Raw genomic sequence first — 18,969 nt, 5'->3', positions numbered from 1 at the left:
CGTACAGCTGATGTGGGTAGCGTTCGTGGTGCCATGACAGGACAGGCTGAGCTCGAGACGCCACCGCCCGATCGCCCGACGTTGCTGGTCACTCTGACCGGCACGGATCGCCCGGGCCTGACCTCTGCTGTGCTTTCGACGCTCGCCACCCGCGGGGTCGAGGTCATCGATGCCGAGCAGGTCGTGCTGCGAGGTCGACTGGTGCTCGGTGTGCTGGTGTCGGCGCCGCGCGATCACAAGATCCTCAAGGAAGAGCTCAAGGCGCTCGAACCGATCCTCGACGTCGACATCTCGGTCAAGAAGGGGATCGGCGACAACGAGCCGCGGCGCGAGGGCCGCAGCCAGGTGACCGTGATCGGGCATCCGCTGACCGCGGCCGGGCTGGCCGCGGTGGCCGGCCGGATCGCCGACACCGGCGCGAACATCGACCGGATCAGCCGGATGGCGCGCTACCCGGTGACCGCGATGGAGATCGCCGTCTCCGGCGTCGATCCGGAGGCGCTGCGGACCGTCCTCGCGCTGGAAGGGGTCCGGCAGAAGCTGGACGTCGCCGTCCAGGCGGGCGGGCTGTACCGGCGGGCCAAGCGGCTGATCGTCATGGACGTCGACTCGACGCTGATCCAGGGCGAGGTCATCGAGATGCTCGCCGGTCACGCCGGCCGGTTGGAGGAGGTCGCCGCGGTCACCGAGCGGGCGATGCGCGGTGAGCTGGAGTTCGCCGAGTCCCTGCACCACCGGGTCGCGGCGCTGGAAGGCCTGCCGGTGTCCGCGCTGGACGAGGTGTACGAGGCGATCCAGCTGGCGCCCGGAGCTCGGACGCTGGTGCGGACGCTGAAGCGGCTCGGGTACCAGTTCGCGATCGTCAGCGGCGGGTTCAGCCAGATCACCGACAAGCTGGCCGCCGACCTCGGCATCGACTACGCCGCGGCGAACCAGCTGGAGATCGTCGACGGCAAGCTGACCGGCCGGGTGATCGGCGACGTGGTCGACCGGGCCGGGAAGGCGGTCGCGCTGCGGCGCTTCGCCGAGAAGTCCGGTACGCCGCTGTCCCAGACGGTTGCGATCGGTGACGGGGCCAACGACCTCGACATGCTCGCCGCCGCCGGGCTCGGCGTCGCGTTCAACGCCAAGCCGGTCGTCCGCGAGGCGGCCGACACCCACGTGAGCGTGCCGTACCTGGACACGATCCTGTACCTGCTCGGCATCAGCCGCGAGGAAGTGGAAGCCGCGGACGCGGATCACCCGGCCTGAGCTGGATTCCCGCGCGGGTGCGCGATGATCGAGGCATGTTGCCACCGGGGTTCACGAGCAGACCCGCGACGATCGCGGATGCCGAGGCGATCTACCGGCTACTGGCGGCCGGCGAGATCCAGTGGCACGGCCGCGCCGAGGTGGTCCCGGACGGGGTCGCCGCGGATCTCCAGCGGCCGGAGCTCGACGTCGAGCGCGACACGCTCGTCGTCCACGCCGCCGACGGTGAGCTGGCGGGATGGGGTTGGCTGCATCTGGGCAAACGCGGTCAGATCGACGTGCATCCGTCGTACCGGGGTCTTGGGATCGGTACGGCGCTGGTCGAGTGGGCGGAGGCGCGGTCGCGCGAGGTGGGCAGCGAGTGGTTGGCGCAGGCGGTCGACGACGCAGACAAGGCCGGGACGGACCTGCTGAGGTCGCGCGGCTACGAGGTGCTCGCGACCAACTGGCTCCTGGAGCGCCCCATCGCTGCGGCTTCCTTCCAGGCATTGGACGGCATCACGATCAGCCGGTACGACGAGGCGCAGGCGCACGCAGTGCACGAGCTCATCGAGGCGGCGTTCTCCGAGTTCCAGCCGCGCCGGAAGTCGTACGACGAGTGGGCCCGGCTGACCGTGGACCGGGAGACCTTCCTCCCGAACGCTTCGACGCTGGCCTACGCCGGGAACGAGCTCGTCGGCGCCGTCGTCGCGCTCGACCTGCCGGAGACCGAAGAGGGGTACGTCGAGCAGCTCGCCGTCCGCGCGGACCAGCGCCGCAAGGGCGTCGCCCGCGCCATGCTCGACGCGACCTGCGCCGAGTTCGGCCGGCTCGGCCGGCGGGACTGCATCCTCTGGACGCACTCCGGGACCGGCGCGCTCGCCATGTACGAACACCTCGGCATGCGGGTCCGCCGCAGTACGACGGTCTACCGCCGCCAGCTCTGATCCGGACCGTGACGAGCTGTTGACACGTTGCCATGAGAGCGCTCACATTGACCTCACCAACCCCTGGAGGTCGCTATGCGTTCCCGCCCCTTGATCGCCGCATTGCTCACCCCACTACTCGTCGCCGGCGCAGTCACCGGCGCGGTCACCGGCGCAGTGGTCGCCGCTGACGCCAGCGTGCCGCCGCCCGCGTCCGGCTGGACGACCGTCTGGAGCGACGACTTCGACGGCCCGAGCGGCACGTTGCCGTCGAGTGCCAACTGGATCATCGACACCGGCCACGGCTACCCCGGCGGCCCCGCGAACTGGGGTACCGGCGAGATCCAGAACTACACGAGCAGCACGAACAACCTGGCCCTCGACGGCACCGGGAACCTGCGGATCACGCCCCGCCGGGACGCGGCCGGCAACTGGACGTCGGCCCGGATCGAGACCCAGCGCAGCAACTTCAAGCCGCCGTCCGGTGGCGTGCTCGCGATCGAGAGCCGGATCCAGATGCCGAACGTGACGGGCAACGCGGCCCTCGGCTACTGGCCTGCTTTCTGGGCGCTCGGAGCGCCGTACCGGGGGAACTACTGGAACTGGCCGGGCATCGGCGAGTTCGACATCATGGAGAACGTCAACGGGATCAACTCCGTCTGGGGCGTGCTGCACTGCGGCGTGAACCCCGGCGGCCCGTGCAACGAGACCAGCGGCCTCGGCGCCAGCCGCGCGTGCCCGGGCTCGACTTGCCAGTCCGGTTTCCACACCTACCGCTTCGAGTGGGACACCAGCAGCACGCCGAACCAGTTGCGCTGGTACGTCGACGGACAGCAGTACCACGCGGTCAGCCAGGGCCAGCTGCCCGCGGACACGTGGACGAACATGACCTCGCACGCCGGCTACTTCATCCTGCTGAACGTCGCCATCGGCGGCGCCTTCCCGGATGCGCTGAACGGACCGACCCCGCGACCGGAGACCGTTCCGGGCCACCCGATGGTCGTGGACTACGTCGCGGTCTGGTCACGCGGTGGTGGCACGACTCCTCCCCCGACCACTCCGCCGCCCGGTGGTAGCAGCGCCTACAGCACGATCCAGGCCGAGTCGAACAGCCAGCAGTCCGGCATGGGCGTGGAGACGACGACCGACACCGGTGGCGGCCAGAACCTGATGCAGATCGGCAACGGCGACTGGGCGCTGTTCAGGGGACTCGACTTCGGCAGTACGGCGGCGACCCAGTTCGTCGGGCGTGTCGCGTCGGGCGCCGCAGGTGGGGTCAGTGGGCTGGTCGAAGTCCGGCTGGACAGTCGTTCCAACCCACCGATCGGCAGCTTCGCGATCGCCAACACCGGCGGCTGGCAGTCCTGGCGCACCGTCCCGGCCAACATCTCCGGTGTGACCGGTGTCCACGACGTCTACATCACCTTCACCAGCGGCCAACCCGCCGACTTCGTCAACCTCAACTGGCTCACCTTCGGCCGCTGACCGGATAAGGCTCCTGAGGGGGTCAGCACCTATCCTTCGGCTATGTCTGAACAGCAGGGTGGGGTGAGCAGCGGGCCGGGGGCCCTGTTCGCCATCGGTGGCGCCGAGGACAAGCTGAAGAAGCGCACGGTGCTGCAGGAGTTCGTCGAGGCCGCGGGCGGATCGAAGGCCCGGATCGTGGTCGTGCCGACCGCGTCGGCCCTCGGCCCGGATGTCGTCGACGTCTACCACGCCCTGTTCGCCGCTCTTGGAGCCGAGAGTGTCGTCGGCGTCCGCCCGGAGACCCGGGAGGACGCCGACGACCCGGCGTTCATCGAGCCGCTGCACAACGCCACCGGCGTGTTCATGACCGGTGGTAACCAGCTCAAGCTCGCCGGTGTCGTCACCGGTACGGCGTTCGGTCGCGCAGTCACCGCCGCCCACGCCCGCGGCGCGGCAGTCGGCGGCACGTCGGCGGGCGCGAGCATCCTGGCCGAGCACATGATCGCGTTCGGACGCGCCGGCGCGACCCCGCGGCAGCGGATGAGCCAGCTGTCCGGGGGTCTCGGCCTGGTCCAGGGCGCGATCGTCGACCAGCACTTCGCCCAGCGGAACCGGTACGGCCGGCTGCTGTCGCTGGTCGCCCAGTCCCCCGGGCTGCTCGGCATCGGCGTCGACGAGGACACCGCGGCGGTGGTCCGCGGCTCCCACCTGGAGGTCGTCGGCCGTGGTGCGGTGACGATCTTCGACGGCAGCCGGATCACGTCCAACGCCCACTACGCCAAGCGATCCGAGCCGATCCTGGCGTCCGGCGTCGTACTGCACGTGCTGCCTGCGACCGCGACGTTCGACCTGCAGGCGCGGGTGCTGCTGTCGTACGGGCCGCAGCCGCCGGCCGAGGAGATCGCCGAGCTGCAGGCCGCCGAGCGGGATCTGCAGAAGCTCGCCAAGGAGATCGCCGCCGAGGGGGTGTCACCCAAGTACTACGCGGATCGCAAGCGCCGGGCCGGTCGCCGTACGTCGAAACGGCCGGCGGCGGCCGGGGAGTCCAGACCGGAGGCGACCGAGCCGATCACGGCCGGCGCCGAACTCGACCACCCCGACCTGCCCGCACCCCGATCAGACAACGGATCCGCATGACCGACACGCACGGCACCCCCGCCCCCGACCTGAAGATCATCGAGACCCGCGTCTACCGCGGGCCGAACGTGTGGAGCTACGAACCGGCCATCCATCTGGTCGTCGACCTGGGCTCGCTGGAGAGCTTCCCGTCGAACACCATCCCCGGGTTCACCGAGAAGCTGCTCGCGGACCTGCCCCGGCTCGACCAGCACCACTGCTCGCGCGGCCGCAGGGGCGGCTTCATCGAGCGGCTGCACGAGGGCACCTGGCTCGGCCACATCGCCGAGCACGTCGCCCTCCAGTTGCAGCAGGAGGCCGGCCACGACATGCGCCGCGGGAAGACCCGCCAGGTGAAGGGTGTCCCGGGCCGCTACAACATCACCTACGCGTACGCCGACGAGTCGGTCGGGCTGGCCGCGGGCGAGCTCGCCGTACGGTTCGTCAACCATCTGGTCCAGCCGGATCCTGCCTTCGACTTCACCACCGAGCTGGAGAAGTTCATCAAGCAGGCCGAGCGGACCGCGTTCGGGCCGTCGACGCAGGCGATCGTGGACGAGGCGGTGTCCCGCGACATCCCGTGGATCCGGCTGAACAAGGCCAGCCTGGTCCAGCTCGGCCAAGGTGTGCACGCGAAGCGGATCCGGGCCACGATGACGTCGGAGACCGGGTCGATCTCGGTCGACATCGCCAGCGACAAGGACCTGACCACGCGACTCCTCGCGTCGGCCGGCCTGCCGGTGCCGCGGTCGGAGTCGGTCCGGACGGTCGACGAGGCGGTCGCGGTCGCGCACAAGATCGGGTACCCGGTGGTCTGCAAGCCGCTCGACGGCAACCACGGCCGCGGCGTGTGCCTGAACCTGCAGGACGCCGCCGCCGTCCGCGAGGCCTTCCCGATCGCGGCCGAGCAGTCCAGGCGCGGCTGGGTGATCGTGGAGAACTTCGTCACCGGCAAGGACTACCGCTGCCTGATCATCAACGGCCGGATGGAGGCGATCGCCGAGCGAGTCCCGGCGCACGTGGTCGGTGACGGCGTCCACACGGTGGCCGAGCTGGTCGACATCACCAACGCCGACCCGCGGCGCGGTGTCGGGCACGAGAAGATCCTGACCCGGATCACGATCAACAACGCCGCCCGGGAACTGGTCCGCAACCAGGGGTTCGAGCTGGACGACGTACCGCCCGAGGACACCATGGTGAAGCTGACGCTGACCGGGAACATGTCCACCGGCGGAATCTCGATCGACCGGACCTTCGAGGCACACCCGGAGAACGTCGAGATCGCCGAGGAGGCGGCCCGGATGATCGGGCTGGACATCGCCGGCATCGACTTCATCTGCCCCGACATCACCCAGCCGGTGCGTGAGACCGGCGGCGCGATCTGCGAGGTGAACGCGGCGCCGGGCTTCCGGATGCACACCAACCCGACGATCGGCGAGCCGCAGTACATCGCCAAGCCGGTCGTCGACATGCTGTTCCCGCCGGGCGCGACCAGCCGGATCCCGATCGTCGCGGTGACCGGGACGAACGGGAAGACCACCACGTCGCGGATGATCAGCCACGTCTTCAAGGGCCTCGGCCGCAAGGTCGGGATGACCTCGACCGACGGCATCGTGATCGACGAGCGGCTGGTGATCCGGCAGGATGCCTCCGGCCCGAAGTCGGCCCGGATGGTGCTGCAGAACCCGCGGGTCGACTTCGCCGTGTTCGAGGTGGCCCGGGGCGGGATCCTGCGCGAGGGCCTCGGCTACGAGCGCAACGACATCGCGGTCGTGCTGAACATCCAGCCCGACCACCTCGGCCTGCGCGGGGTGGAGACGCTCGAGCAGCTGGCCGACGTGAAGGCGGTGCTCGTCGAGGCGGTGCCGCGGTCGGGGTACGCCGTACTGAACGCGGACGACCCGCTGGTGCGCAAGATGCGGCGGAAGTGCTCCGGCCAGGTGGTGTGGTTCAGCATGGCCGAGGCGGGCAGCGAGGTCCGCGACTACATCGACAGCCACTGCCGGCGGGGCGGGCGCGCAGTCGTCCTGGAGCGGTCGGACCTGGGCGACATGATCGTGGTCAAGCACGGCCGCCGGTCGATGCAGCTGGCCTGGACACACTTGCTGCCGGCAACGTTCGGCGGGCGGGCGATGATGAACGTGCAGAACGCGATGGCCGCCGCTGCGGCTGCGTTCGCGGCCGGGGCACCGCTGCACGACATCCGGCAGGGACTTCGGACCTTCAGTACGTCGTACTATCTGTCGCCCGGGCGGTTGAACGAGATCGACGTGGACGGCCGAACGGTGATCGTCGACTACTGCCACAACGCGCCGGCGATGCGGATGCTCGGTGACTTCGTCGACCGGCTCGGCGAGAGTCTCAGCGCCTCGTCGGAGCTCGGGCGGCCGTCCCGGATCGGCGTGGTCGCGACCGCGGGTGACCGGCGCGACGACGACATCCGGGAGCTCGGCGAGGTCGCCGCGCAGCACTTCGACGTGGTCGTGGTCCGCGAGGACGCCCGGCTGCGCGGGCGCAAGCGCGGCGAGTCGGCGGCGCTGGTCGAGGCGGGTGTCCGGGCCGCGATGGAGAACGGCGCCCGCTGCCGGCAGGTCGACATCGAACTGGACGAGCTGACCGCGATCCGGCATGCGCTGGGGCGGTCGAATCCGGGAGATCTCGTCGTACTGTGCGTCGATCAGCACCAGACAGTGCTGGCGGAGCTCGAGTCGGTCTCGCACCTGGCGCAGGCCGGGGCGCGCTCGGGTGACGAGGGCGGCGACCCGGACTTCGTCCAGCCCGACGAGGAGCGCGCAGACGATTGACGGGAACTTGCCCGGGGCAAGCCTCGTTGGCCTGTCCGTGACAGCGAAGTGACGACCAGACGACAGTTCTTCGGGTACGCCGGAGCGGCCGCCGCGGGTGCGGCCGTCTCCGGCGGTGCTGTGGTTGCCCTCGACAACGACAAGCCGGCGGAACTGTCAGTCGCACGGACGATCGAGCCGTACGGAGAGCACCAGCCTGCGATCGCTGCGTCCTCTCCGAAGCATGCTGAGTTGGTGGCGCTGAATCTCTTGCCGGGGGCGGACAAGGCGGCGCTTGGTCGACTCATGCGGTTGTGGAGCAACGACATCGTGGCGTTGGCCGGTGGGCGGCCGGCGCCTGGGGATACGGCGCCGGAGCTGGCGGTGGCCAACGTCGCGTTGACGGTCACGGTCGGGTTCGGCGCGCGGGTGTTCGAGCTGACCGGGCAGAAGCCGGCGGGGCTGGACGACCTGCCGGTGATGAAACACGATCGGCTCGACCCGGCCTGGTCCGGCGGCGATCTGCTGGTGATGGTCGGCGCCGACGACGCCGTCAGCGTGGTGCACGCCGTACGGCGGCTCGTCGCCGACGCTAAGCCGTTCGCGACGCCCGTGTGGCGGCAGACCGGGTTCTGGAACGGGACCGGCTCCGACGGCCGGCCGGTCACCGGCCGCAACCTCTTCGGCCAGGTCGACGGCACCGGCAACCCCGCCGTCGGTACGCCGGAGTTCGACAGCACGGTGTGGTCGACCGACGGCCCCGACTGGTTCCGCGGCGGTACGACGCTCGTCGTACGGCGGATCCGGATGAACCTGGACACCTGGGACGAGCTCACCCGGTCGGAGCAGGAGCGAGCCGTCGGCCGCAAGCTGTCGAACGGCGCCCCGCTGACCGGCGCAGCCGAGCACGACGAGCTCGACCTGCAAGCCCGCGACGCCGACGGACGGCTGGTGATCGCCGAGAATGCTCACGCCCGGCTCTCCCACCACTCCGAGAACGACGGCCGCCGGATCTTCCGCAAGGGCCTCAACTACGTCCACGACTCCGGCCCGGTCCGCGAGTCCGGCCTGATCTTCCTCAGCTACCAGGCCGACGTCGCCGGCCAGTTCCTTCCTCTGCTGGCCCGCCTCGACGCGGCCGACGCCCTGAACGAGTGGACCACCACCATCGGCTCCGCCGTCTTCGCCCTCCCACCCGGCTTCCAGCCCGGCGGCTGGCTGGCCCAGAACCTTCTCGGCTGAAACGTCAGCCAAGGGCTTCAGGGCGGCGGGGCAGCCAGCGGCGCCTCGGTTCGTCGCGGTCGATCCAGTCGAGGTCGTCCGACAGTACGGCGTCGTTGGAGCGGTTGGCGTACGGGTCGGGTGGGGGTGGCGGGGGCGGGAGGGCGCGGAGTTTGAGGGCGGTCATGGGGATGGCGAGGAGGACGGCGAGGACCAGCCAGGGCCAGTACTCGCGGAGGACCGGCTCGAACGACTGGAAGAACGCGTCGGTTGCCGCGTCGGCGGTCTGGTCGACCGGCTGGCCCGTGGGCGCGAGGCTGATGACGCGGACGCCGGCGACAACGCCGAAGGACGCCAGGTAGAACGCGGCCAGCGGGACCCAGAAGTACGCCGATCGCCAGCCACGACGCCAGCAGGCGACGTACAGCAGCAGCGCCAGGCCGACCGCGACGAGCAGGCCGTTCAACTGCCACAGCCAGCGCCAGTCCTGCAACTGGTTCGCCGGGCGCAGCGCCAGCCACGCCACCGGAATCGCCAACGCGAAAGCGGCCACCACCGAGCTTCGGGTACCCACGGCGCCGAACAGCCCGCCCACGGCGCTTGCCACCAGCAACGTGAGCAGGAGCCTGGTGTCGGTGAAGGAGTTCCCGGTCAGCCACCACATGCCCGCGGCAACGACCAGGACGAGCGGCAGGGTCAGCCGGATCCGCCGGACGAACAGCCCGGCCGCGATCCCACCGGCGTACCCACCCAGGATGAGCAGGTCCAGCCGCGACGGCACGAAGAGCGTCGTACCCTCCGGGAGTCCCTTCAGGTAGGTGGCGGCGAAACCCGCCACGAACCAGGCGACGACCGCGGACGGCACCGACCACAGGTAGCGCATGTTCACCCCGTTCCCGCCCCAACCGGCGGGCGGACGGGGCTAGTGCTGGGCTCTCTCGACCTTGGCCTTCAAGATCTCCGGTGTGTCGACGGTAGCCCCCTCGGCCCGCAACCAGGCGTCAAGACTCGCCCGATCCTGCAGAGACATCACCGCGACCACGTCCCTGGGCTTGGCCTCGCCGACCAGCGCCTGCGCCGCCGCCAGCTCGGTCGGGTACGACGGCACGTCGTCCACGCCGACCGACGCCGCGCCCTCCCGGAACACCGCGTCGAGCTCCGACGGCGGCCGGCCCCGCAGGTAGTCGCTCTTGTGGCCGATCATCACCCGGTCCGCGGCCCGGGCGCCCATCGCCCCGAGCGCCAGCACCATGTCGTCGGCCCGGTCGCCCGGTGACCCGAGCGCGAGCAGCAGCCGTCCGTCCGGCGGCCGGACGCCGTGCATGATCTCGAGCAGCGCCTCCAGGCCGGCCTCGTTGTGGGCGAGGTCGATCACCACGGTGAAGTCGCGCAGCGAGTACATGTTCATCCGGCCGGGGTTGTTCTCGTTCGGCGCGAACGAGTTCAGCCCCTCGATCACCGCGGCCCGCGGCAGCCCGAGCCCGAGCGCCGCCGAGGCCGCGGCCAGCGCGTTCTCCACGTTGAAGTGCGACAGCCCCGACAACGTCATCGGTACGTCGACGACCTTCAGCAACGGCTCCGGGTCGCTGGCCTGGTCGAGCACGGTGATGAACCCGTCGAGGACGGTCGTCGCCCGGCCGCCCTCGTCCAGCACGGTCCGGATCGACGGCGAGTCGGGGTCGCGGGAGAACACCCAGCACTTGGCCGGCGAGCCGAGCCGCATCGCGAACGTCCGCGGGTCGTCGCCGTTCACCACGCACCAGCCCCGCGGCCGCGTGATCTGCGTGATGACCGCCTTCACCTCGGCCAACTGGTCGACGGTGTCGATCCCGCCGAGGCCGAGGTGGTCCGCGGTCACGTTCGTGACCACCGAGACGTCGTTCGAGGTGACGCCGACGCCACGCCGCAGGATGCCGCCGCGGGCGGTCTCGGTGACCGCGAGCTGGATCCCGGGCTGGGACAACACCTGACCGGCGCCGCTCGGGCCGGAGAAGTCGCCGTACTTGACCAGCTTGCCGTCGAAGTACACGCCGTCGGTGCTGGACCAGCCGACGTGCAGGCCGGCGGCGCGGCCGATGTGCGCGATCATCCGCGAGGTGGTGGTCTTGCCGTTCGTCCCGGTCACCGCGACCACCGGCACCTTCGGCCGCAGCGTCGGCGGCGGGTTGCCCGGCGGCTCGTTGCGCACCCGGTCGCCGACGGTCCCGATCAGGTCGGTCAGGTCCTCGGTGCCGAACGCGTCCAGGACCTCGACGATCGCCGCGCCGAGCGCCCGGGCCCGGCCTTCGTGTGCCCACGGGAAGGCGACGACGAGCCGCCGTACGTCGGACTCCGGGCGGACCCGGACGCCGATCCGGCCGATCCCGGCCTCCCGCGCGATCCGCCGTACGACGTGACCGGCGACCCGGATCGCGAACCGCTGCCGGAAGCCGGAGCCGATCCGGCCGGGCCGGGTGGCGCCGAGCCCGATGGCCTGGGCGTACGCCTTCGCGGCCGGGGCCGGGGCGTCGACGAGTGCGGACACGTCGAGCGTGAGCTTGACGGCGGCACGGCTGAAGTAGAGGTTGGCTCCGTCCAGGACGCGGAGCTCAACCAGCGATGTGGCCAACCCCTAGGCTCCCATCGCGTGGTAGCCGCCGTCGACGTGCACGATCTCGCCGGTGGTCGCAGGGAAGAAGTCGCTGAGCAGGGCGACGATGGTCCGGCCGGTCGGCTCGAGGTCGGCCGGGTCCCAGCCGAGCGGAGCCTTGTCCAGCCACGGCTCCTCGAACTTCTCGAAGCCCGGGATCGCCTTGGCGGCCAGCGTCTTCAGCGGGCCGGCCGAGACCAGGTTGCAGCGAATGCCCTGGGCGCCGAGGTCGCGGGCCAGGTACCGGTTCGTCGACTCCAGCGCGGCCTTGGCCACACCCATCCAGTCGTACCCGGGCCAGGCCACGGTCGCGTCGAACGTCAGCCCGACGACACTGCCGCCACGGCTCATCAGCGGCGCGCAGGTGACGGCCAGAGCCTTCAGCGAGTACGCCGAGACGTGCACGGCCTGGGACACGTCCTCCCACGGACCGTCCAGGAACTTGCCGCCCAGGATGGTCTCCGGGTTCCCGTACGCGATCGAGTGCACGACACCGTCCAGGCCGTCGACGTGCTCGCGGACGGCGTCCGGCAGCGCGGACAGGTGGTCGGGATTGGTGACGTCCAGCTCCAGCACGGGAGGTTCGACAGGCAGGCGTTTGGCGATCCGTTTCGTGATGCTCAGCGCGCGGCCGAAGTTCGAGATCAGCACGGTGGCGCCCTGTTCCTGCGCCACCTTGGCCGTGGCGAAGCCGATCGAGGAGTCCAGCGTGACTCCGGCGACCAGGATCCGCTTGCCGTCGAGGATGCCCACCGGCGTCCCTTTCTAGAGTTGGTGTTGGCTAGTTACCCATGCCGATGCCGCCGTCGACCGGGATCACCGCACCGGTGATGTACCCGGCCTCCTCGGAGGCGAGCCAGCGGACCGCGTTCGCGATCTCCTCGGTCAGGCCGAACCGGCCGAGCGGGATCTGGCTCAGGTACTGCTTCTGGGTCTCCTCCGGCAGCACCGCGGTCATGTCGGTCTCGACGAAACCGGGCGCGACCACGTTCGCGGTGATGCCGCGGCTGCCCAGCTCGCGGGCGATCGAGCGGGCCATGCCGATCAGGCCGGACTTGCTGGCCGCGTAGTTCACCTGGCCGGGCGAGCCGAGCAGGCCGACCACCGAGGAGATGAACACGATCCGGCCCTTGCGCAGCCGCAGCATGCCCTTGGCCGCACGGCGGGCGACCCGGAACGAGCCGGTCAGGTTCGTGTCGATCACCGAGGACCAGTCGTCGTCACCCATCCGCAGCAGCAGCGTGTCGCGGGTGATGCCGGCGTTGGCCACCAGCACCTCGACCGGGCCGTGCTGGTCCTGGATCGTGTCGAACGCCGCGTCGACCTGCTCCTGGTCGGTGATGTCGCACTTGACGCCGAGGAAGCCCTCCGGCGGCGGGCTGGTGTTGTAGGTGACCGCGACCTGGTCGCCGGCCTCCTTGAACGCGGTCGCGATCGCCAGCCCGATGCCCCGGCTGCCACCAGTCACCAACACAGACCTGCTCACAAGCCCTCCTCACGTCGCCAGTCGCACGAACGCTATCGCGGCCACCGGCACCATCGTTCGAGGGGTTATCCCCCCGAACGATGGGTTCTGTGTCGGTGTACGCGGGGAGAACCCATCACCCGGCGGGATATCCCCTCGAACGATGCGGTGGGGTCAGGAGTCTTCGAGGCGGAAGCCGACCTTCATGCCGACCTGGTAGTGGTCGATCTGGTTGTCGACGATGTGGCCGCGGATCTCGGTGACCTCGAACCAGTCGAGGTGCCGCAGCGTCTCCCCGGCCCGGGTGATGCCGTTGGTGATCGCCTCCTTCACCCCTTCCCTCGAGGTGCCGACGATCTCGGTCACGCGGTAGGTGCGATCGGTCATGAGACGAACCTCTCCATCCTGGCTGCGCCCGGGCGAACGACGCGGCGTACCGTTGTTCTTGGTGAGGAGGATAGATGTCACGACGCCGTGAGCGGGCCGGTGAGACCGTCATTTCGGTGACGAGTGCCCAGCCGGGCCGGTCGGAGGATCTGGACAGCCGGATCGCGCGCTACGCGTGGATGATGTCGATCCGGATCGTCTGCTTCGTGCTCGCCGTCCTCACCCCGTCGCCGTGGCGCTGGATGTTCATCGTCGCGGCCGTCTTCCTGCCGTACGTCGCAGTCGTGCTGGCCAACGCGCACCGGACCACCACGCTGGACGCCGCGGCCCCCTTCGTGGCGCCCGAACGCCCTGCGATCGGATCGCATCCGGTCGTCATTGCGAAGCCCGCCGACGAGCCTGATCCGGGCCGCAAGATCGACACCGAAAAGTGATCTGTGCCGGGACTGGAAACTTTGGCACCATCCGTGTCAGAATCTCCCGCGTGCTCTGAAGTTCACTGATGAAATTCAGGGACTTGATGCGGCGTCGGACGGCTCCCCCCGTGGCTGTCCGACGTCGCTTCATTTCCCCACTCTTTTGATTATTGAGTGGTCAGCAACAATCTCCCAGGAATGGCTGTCATGACCGAAGAAGTCCTGCCGTCCACCTGCTCTGCCAGGGGTTGCGGGGCGCCGGCGCAGTGGGCGCTGCTCTGGAACAACCCGAAGATCCACACCCCGGATCGGCGCAAGACCTGGCTGGCGTGTGACGAACACAAGGACAGCCTGTCCGACTTCCTCGGCCGCCGGTCATTCCTGCGCGAGGTCGAGCCTTTCTCCGGGTGAATCCGCGGAGACCCGAAAAACTGCATTTCCGGATTGGGCCAGAACCGGGCGCGGTGGAATCAGCGCTGCTTGGCGCGTTCCGGCCGTTGCGGTGGTTCAGCCGCCGATCGCGGACATCGGCCGGGTCGGCTGCAGGAAGCTCGGGTCGTTGATCCCGTGCCCCGGGAGTTTGTTCCGCATCGCGCGCCGCCAGCGGTCGGCCAGCTCCTCGTCGTCGGCGCCGGCCCGCAACGCCGTCCGCAGGTCCGACTCGGTGCGGGCGAACAGGCAGTCGCGGACCTGACCGTCGGCGGTCAGCCGGACCCGGTCGCAGTCACCGCAGAACGGGCGGGTGACCGACGCGATGATGCCGACGGTCTGCGGCCCGCCGCGAACGGTGAAGGACTCGGCCGGGGCACTCCCCCGGGCCGCCGCGTCGGTCGGCTCGAGACCGAACGGCTCGGAGAGCTGGTCGAGGATCTCGTCCGCGGTGACCATGGTGGCCCGGTTCCAGCCGTGCTGGGCGTCCAGCGGCATCTGCTCGATGAACCGCAGCTCGTAGCCATGTTCCAGGCAGAACTCCAGTAGCTCCGGCGCCTGCTTGTCGTTGAGGCCGCGCATCAGGACTGCGTTGACCTTCACCGGCGTCAGCCCGGCCGCCTGCGCCGCTTCGAGCCCGGCCACCACGTCCTTGAGGCGATCCCGGCGGGCGAGCTGCACGAACGTGTCCGGCCGGATCGTGTCGAGGCTCACGTTCACCCGGTCCAGGCCGGCGTCCTTGAGCGCCGTGGCCTGCCGGGACAAGCCGATCCCGTTCGTGGTCAGCGACACCTGGGGCCGCGGCAGGAGCTCCGTCGTACGCGCGACGATGTCGACCAGGCCGCGGCGGAGCAGCGGCTCGCCGCCGGTGAAGCGGATCTCGTGCACGCCGAGTAACCGGACGGCGACGGAGACGAGCCGAACCACCTCGTCATCCGTCAAAAGCTCGGGCTTCGCCAGCCAGTCGAGGCCTTCCTCCGGCATGCAGTACGTGCAGCGCAGGTTGCATCGATCCGTCAGCGACACCCGCAGATCCGTGGCGACCCGGCCGAACCTGTCCGCCAGACCCAGCTGCGTCACCTCTTCGGTAGCCGTCACGCCCCCCAGCCTACGTGCCGGGGACCGACTGTTTCAGGGCATGGCTTAAGTTCGAGATGTGGGTCGTCTGATGAATGTCCGCTGGATCGCCGCCGCGCTGGCGGTCCTGGTGCTCGCCGGGGTGTGCGTCCAGCTGGGCCGCTGGCAGTTCCACCGCCTCGACGAGCGCAAGGCACGCAACGACGTCACCCGCGCCAACCTGGCCGCTCCCCCGGCCCCGATCGACCAGATCGTCGGCGCGGACGGCGTGGTCGGCGACCAGCACGCCTGGCGGACGGCCGTCGTCACCGGCCGGTACGACGCCTCTAAGCAGATCGTCCTGCGGTACCGCAACGTGAACGACCGCCCGGGGTTCGAGATCGTCACCCCGCTGGTGCTCCCCGACGGCAAGGCGGTCCTGGTCGACCGCGGCTTCCTGACCCGCCAAGGCGCCGAGCTCGCCCCTGGCCACGTCCCCGCGGTCCCGTCCGGCGAGGTCACGATCACCGGCCGGCTGCGCCGCAGTGAGCGCGGCGGAAGCACCACGGGCGGCACCCCGGACAACGGCACGGCACGCCTGATCAACGGCCCGGACTTCGCCAAGGTCCTCAACCTGAACCTGTACGACGGCTACCTGACCATCGACAAGCAGGAACCGGCCAACGACGCCGCGTTCGGCGGGTTCCCGGGTCCGGAGATCGACGACGGGCCACACTTCTTCTACGGGCTGCAATGGTTCTTCTTCGCCCTGCTCGCCCTCGGTGGACTGGTCTACTTCTCCCGACAGGAAGTACGCGGTGACAAATCCGAAGACGACGCGGCCGAACCGGCCAGGCCCGAAGTCCCTGCCGGAGCGGCGGATCGAGGACTACGCGCTGATCGGTGACCTGCAGACGGCCGCGCTGGTCTCGAAGCAGGGCTCGATCGACTGGCTGTGCTTCCCGCGGTTCGACTCACCGGCCTGCTTCGCCGCGCTGCTCGGCACCGACGAGAACGGGCACTGGCGGCTCTCACCCCGCGACGCCGACGCGAAGAGCAGCCGGCACTACCGCGGCGACACGCTGGTCCTGGAGACCGAGTGGTCCACGCCGGGCGGCTCGGTGCGGGTGATCGACTTCATGCCACCACGTGATGCGGCGCCGGACGTCGTACGGATCGTGCAAGGGGTCAGCGGGACCGTGTCGATGCGGTCCGAGCTGCGGCTGCGGTTCGACTACGGCCACGTCGTTCCGTGGGTACGGCGGGCCGACGGCCAGGTGGTCGCGATCGCCGGGCCGGATGCGGTGTCGTTGCGGTCCGACGTCCACCAGTACGGCCGCGACTTCGCGACGTACGCGGACTTCGAGGTGTCGGCCGGCGACCAGGCCTGGTTCGTGCTCACCTGGCATCCGTCGCACCACCCGGTGCCCAACCCGACCGACGCGATCGCCTCGCTCGCGCCGACCGAGAGCTACTGGACCGAGTGGATCGGGCAGACAGCCGACGCGGACGGGTTCGAGGACGAGGTCACCCGGTCGATCCTGACGCTCAAGGCGCTCACGTACGCGCCGTCCGGCGGCATCGTCGCGGCGCCGACGACCTCGCTGCCGGAGTTGCTCGGCGGGCAGCGGAACTGGGACTACCGGTTCTGCTGGCTGCGCGACGCCACGATGACGCTGGCGGCGATGCTGCGCTCCGGGTTCACCGACGAGGCCGCCGCATGGCGGGACTGGCTGCTGCGGGCAATCGCCGGCGACCCGGCCGACCTGCAGATCATGTACGGCGTCACTGGCGAACGCCGGCTGACCGAGTTCGAGGCCGACTGGCTGCCCGGGTTCGGCGGCGCGCAGCCGGTGCGGATCGGCAACGCGGCCGCGGAGCAGCTGCAGCTCGACGTGTTCGGCGAGGTGATGGACGTCCTCGCGCTCGCCCGGGAGACCGGGATCGGGCCGAGTGACGACGCCTGGGCGATGCAGCGCGGCCTGATGCGGCACCTGACCGGCATCTGGGACCAGCCGGACGAAGGGATCTGGGAGGTCCGCGGCGGGCGGCAGCAGTTCACGTACTCGAAGGTGATGGCCTGGGTCGCGTTCGACCGGGCCGCCCGGGCGGTCGAGCGGTTCGGCATGAGCGGTCCGGCCAAGCAGTGGCGCGCGACCGCGGACCAGATCCACCGCGAGGTGTGCGAGAAGGCGTTCGACGCCGACCGCGGAACGTTCACCCAGGCCTTCGGCAGCAAGGCGTTGGACGCCGCGGTGCTGCTGATCCCGCAGGTCGGGTTCCTGCCGCCGGACGACCCGCGGGTGGCCGGCACGGTCGACGCCGTCCAGAAGGAGCTCGGGTACGACGGCTTCGTCCGCCGCTACCACACCGAGCACACCGACGACGGCCTGCCGGGCGACGAGGGCGCGTTCCTGATCTGCTCGTTCTGGCTGGCCGACTCGCTGGCCCTGCTCGGCCGGGTCGGCGAGGCCCGCGAGCTGTACGAGCGACTTGTTGCCCTGCGCAACGATGTCGGCCTGCTCGCGGAGGAGTACGACCCGGTCAGCGGCCGGATGCTGGGGAACTTCCCGCAGGCGTTCTCGCACCTCGGGCTGGTCAACACCGCCTGGCACCTCAACAACAGCGAGAGTCCGCTGCGCCGGTCGGCGTACTAGAACTTGCCGTCGGCCACCAACTGGCCTCGGCGTGCGAGATCCGCACCCGTGAGGCAGGATGGTGCCGTGGACCTCGGACTGCGCGATCGCACCTACATCGTCACCGGCGCCAGCGCCGGCCTCGGCTTCGCCACGGCGAAGGCGCTGGCCGCGGAAGGCGCCCGGGTCGTCATCTCCAGCCGGAACGAGGAGTCGATCGCGCGCGCCGCGGCCGAGCTCGGCGAGAACGTGGTCGGCATCCCGGTCGACAACGCCGACCCGGAGAGCGCGGAGCGGCTCGCCGCGACCGCGATCGCCAAGTGGGGCGAGCTGCACGGCGCGCTGATCAGCGTCGGCGGCCCGCGCCCGGGGACGGCCCTCGACACCGACGAGGAGGACTGGCGCAACGCCTTCGACAGCGTGTTCCTCGGCGGCCTCCGGATCGCCCGCGCGGTCGCCCGGGCGGGCTCGGAGGGCACGTCGATCGCGTTCGTGCTGTCGTCGTCGGTGAAGTCCCCGATCCCCGGCCTGGCGATCTCGAACGGTCTGCGCCCCGGCCTGGCCATGATCGCGAAGACGCTCGCCGACGAGCTCGGCCCGAACGGGATCCGCGTCAACGGCCTGATGCCCGGCCGGATCTCCACCGACCGCCTCAAGGAGCTCGACGCCAAGGGCGGCGACCCCGACGCCGCCCGCCGCGCCTCCGAGAAGACCATCCCCCTGCGCCGCTACGGCACCCCCGACGAGTTCGGCCGCGTCGCCGCCTTCGTCCTCTCCCCCGCCGCCTCCTACCTCACCGGCAGCATCATCCCCATCGACGGCGGCGCGCTCCGCGGAATCTGAACCCCCGGGCGACCGACAGCCCTGAGGTACGGCTACTCCGGCGAGCAGACTGTCGTCGCGGGTACTCGCCCACGCGGGTACTCGCCCACGCGGGCCGTGGTTGCGCGTGCTGCGGTAAGCGGGCCGTGGTCGCGCGTGCTGCGGAAAGCGGACTGTGGTTGCGCGTGCTGCGGAAAGCGGACTGTGGTCGGGCGTGCTCCGGGCCGGCGGACTGTGGTTCGCGTGCTGTTGCAGGCGGAGTGTGGGGGCGCGGCTCCGGGCTGCTTGATCGTGCTGGTCGTGGGGGGGGGGGGGGGGGGGGGCGGGGGGGGGCGCCGGCCCGGGGCGGGGCCCCCCCCCCCACACCCACCCCCCCCCCCCCGCGC

17 protein-coding genes are annotated in these 18,969 nt (G+C 70.4%); 11 read left to right on the top strand and 6 right to left on the bottom strand.

The window, feature by feature from the left end:
- Nucleotides 1-33 precede the first annotated feature (33 nt).
- The 6 genes from serB to ACIBGM_RS24050 all read left to right on the top strand — a co-directional run bounded on the left by serB (nucleotide 34) and on the right by ACIBGM_RS24050 (nucleotide 8,764).
- The gene (gene serB / locus ACIBGM_RS24075; RefSeq protein ID WP_396386827.1) at nucleotides 34-1,251 is read left to right on the top strand and encodes a phosphoserine phosphatase SerB; all 1,218 of its coding nucleotides are present in this window, start codon (nucleotides 34-36) and stop codon (nucleotides 1,249-1,251) included.
- 35 nt (nucleotides 1,252-1,286) lie between these two features.
- Nucleotides 1,287-2,177, top strand: coding sequence for a GNAT family N-acetyltransferase (locus tag ACIBGM_RS24070; RefSeq protein ID WP_396386826.1), 891 nt, complete (start codon nucleotides 1,287-1,289; stop codon nucleotides 2,175-2,177).
- Between the two features lie 75 nt (nucleotides 2,178-2,252).
- On the top strand, nucleotides 2,253-3,641 hold the full coding sequence (locus ACIBGM_RS24065; protein WP_360533459.1) for a carbohydrate-binding protein: 1,389 nt from the start codon (nucleotides 2,253-2,255) through the stop codon (nucleotides 3,639-3,641).
- A gap of 42 nt (nucleotides 3,642-3,683) precedes the next feature.
- Entirely contained in the window at nucleotides 3,684-4,760 is a 1,077-nt protein-coding gene (locus tag ACIBGM_RS24060; protein WP_396386825.1) for a cyanophycinase, read from the top strand.
- Nucleotides 4,757-7,543 (top strand): cyanophycin synthetase, encoded by a 2,787-nt coding sequence (gene cphA / locus ACIBGM_RS24055; protein WP_360538322.1) that lies wholly within the window; start codon nucleotides 4,757-4,759, stop codon nucleotides 7,541-7,543. Before ACIBGM_RS24060 ends, cphA begins: the two co-directional genes overlap by 4 nt.
- Nucleotides 7,544-7,591: 48 nt before the next feature.
- The gene (locus tag ACIBGM_RS24050; protein WP_396386824.1) at nucleotides 7,592-8,764 is read left to right on the top strand and encodes a Dyp-type peroxidase; all 1,173 of its coding nucleotides are present in this window, start codon (nucleotides 7,592-7,594) and stop codon (nucleotides 8,762-8,764) included.
- 4 nt (nucleotides 8,765-8,768) lie between these two features.
- Here the strand turns inward: ACIBGM_RS24050 and ACIBGM_RS24045 are convergent, their stop codons facing one another.
- From ACIBGM_RS24045 to ACIBGM_RS24025, 5 genes are all read right to left on the bottom strand, one after another.
- The gene (locus ACIBGM_RS24045; protein ID WP_396386823.1) at nucleotides 8,769-9,626 is read right to left on the bottom strand and encodes a hypothetical protein; all 858 of its coding nucleotides are present in this window, start codon (nucleotides 9,624-9,626) and stop codon (nucleotides 8,769-8,771) included.
- A gap of 39 nt (nucleotides 9,627-9,665) precedes the next feature.
- On the bottom strand, nucleotides 9,666-11,351 hold the full coding sequence (locus tag ACIBGM_RS24040; RefSeq protein ID WP_396386822.1) for a Mur ligase family protein: 1,686 nt from the start codon (nucleotides 11,349-11,351) through the stop codon (nucleotides 9,666-9,668).
- A gap of 3 nt (nucleotides 11,352-11,354) precedes the next feature.
- Nucleotides 11,355-12,125 carry an enoyl-ACP reductase FabI gene (fabI, locus tag ACIBGM_RS24035; protein WP_360538314.1) on the bottom strand — a complete coding sequence of 257 codons (771 nt, stop codon included), beginning with the start codon at nucleotides 12,123-12,125 and terminating at the stop codon, nucleotides 11,355-11,357.
- Nucleotides 12,126-12,153: 28 nt separating this feature from the next.
- Nucleotides 12,154-12,858: a 3-oxoacyl-[acyl-carrier-protein] reductase gene (fabG, locus tag ACIBGM_RS24030; RefSeq protein WP_360538312.1), complete on the bottom strand. Its 705-nt coding sequence runs from the start codon at nucleotides 12,856-12,858 to the stop codon at nucleotides 12,154-12,156.
- Nucleotides 12,859-13,011: 153 nt separating this feature from the next.
- Entirely contained in the window at nucleotides 13,012-13,224 is a 213-nt protein-coding gene (locus ACIBGM_RS24025) for a dodecin (RefSeq protein WP_360538310.1), read from the bottom strand.
- 74 nt (nucleotides 13,225-13,298) lie between these two features.
- Here ACIBGM_RS24025 and ACIBGM_RS24020 point away from each other — a divergent pair, with 74 nt between their 5' ends.
- Both ACIBGM_RS24020 and ACIBGM_RS24015 read left to right on the top strand, forming a co-directional pair.
- Complete coding sequence (locus ACIBGM_RS24020) at nucleotides 13,299-13,658, top strand: DUF3099 domain-containing protein (protein WP_396386821.1); 360 nt, start codon at nucleotides 13,299-13,301, stop codon at nucleotides 13,656-13,658.
- A 189-nt stretch (nucleotides 13,659-13,847) separates the two neighbouring features.
- Nucleotides 13,848-14,051: a hypothetical protein gene (locus tag ACIBGM_RS24015; RefSeq protein WP_360538306.1), complete on the top strand. Its 204-nt coding sequence runs from the start codon at nucleotides 13,848-13,850 to the stop codon at nucleotides 14,049-14,051.
- 96 nt (nucleotides 14,052-14,147) lie between these two features.
- On the opposite strand, the gene moaA is transcribed toward ACIBGM_RS24015, so the two are convergent.
- Nucleotides 14,148-15,167: a GTP 3',8-cyclase MoaA gene (gene moaA / locus ACIBGM_RS24010; protein WP_396386820.1), complete on the bottom strand. Its 1,020-nt coding sequence runs from the start codon at nucleotides 15,165-15,167 to the stop codon at nucleotides 14,148-14,150.
- Nucleotides 15,168-15,237: 70 nt separating this feature from the next.
- On the opposite strand from moaA, the gene ACIBGM_RS24005 reads away from it, so the two are divergent.
- The 3 genes from ACIBGM_RS24005 to ACIBGM_RS23995 all read left to right on the top strand — a co-directional run bounded on the left by ACIBGM_RS24005 (nucleotide 15,238) and on the right by ACIBGM_RS23995 (nucleotide 18,604).
- Complete coding sequence (locus tag ACIBGM_RS24005) at nucleotides 15,238-16,032, top strand: SURF1 family protein (protein WP_396386819.1); 795 nt, start codon at nucleotides 15,238-15,240, stop codon at nucleotides 16,030-16,032.
- The gene (locus ACIBGM_RS24000) at nucleotides 15,944-17,782 is read left to right on the top strand and encodes a glycoside hydrolase family 15 protein (RefSeq protein WP_396386818.1); all 1,839 of its coding nucleotides are present in this window, start codon (nucleotides 15,944-15,946) and stop codon (nucleotides 17,780-17,782) included. The genes ACIBGM_RS24005 and ACIBGM_RS24000 overlap by 89 nt, the downstream gene beginning before the upstream one ends.
- A gap of 66 nt (nucleotides 17,783-17,848) precedes the next feature.
- Complete coding sequence (locus tag ACIBGM_RS23995) at nucleotides 17,849-18,604, top strand: SDR family oxidoreductase (RefSeq protein WP_360538298.1); 756 nt, start codon at nucleotides 17,849-17,851, stop codon at nucleotides 18,602-18,604.
- The last annotated feature ends 365 nt before the right edge of the window (nucleotides 18,605-18,969 follow it).

It is taken from the genome of Kribbella sp. NPDC050470, assembly GCF_044458365.1.
Taxonomy (GTDB): Bacteria; Actinomycetota; Actinomycetes; order Propionibacteriales; family Kribbellaceae; genus Kribbella.
Note: the sequence above shows the minus strand (reverse complement) of the source record. Positions and strands in the feature narration are given on the sequence as shown.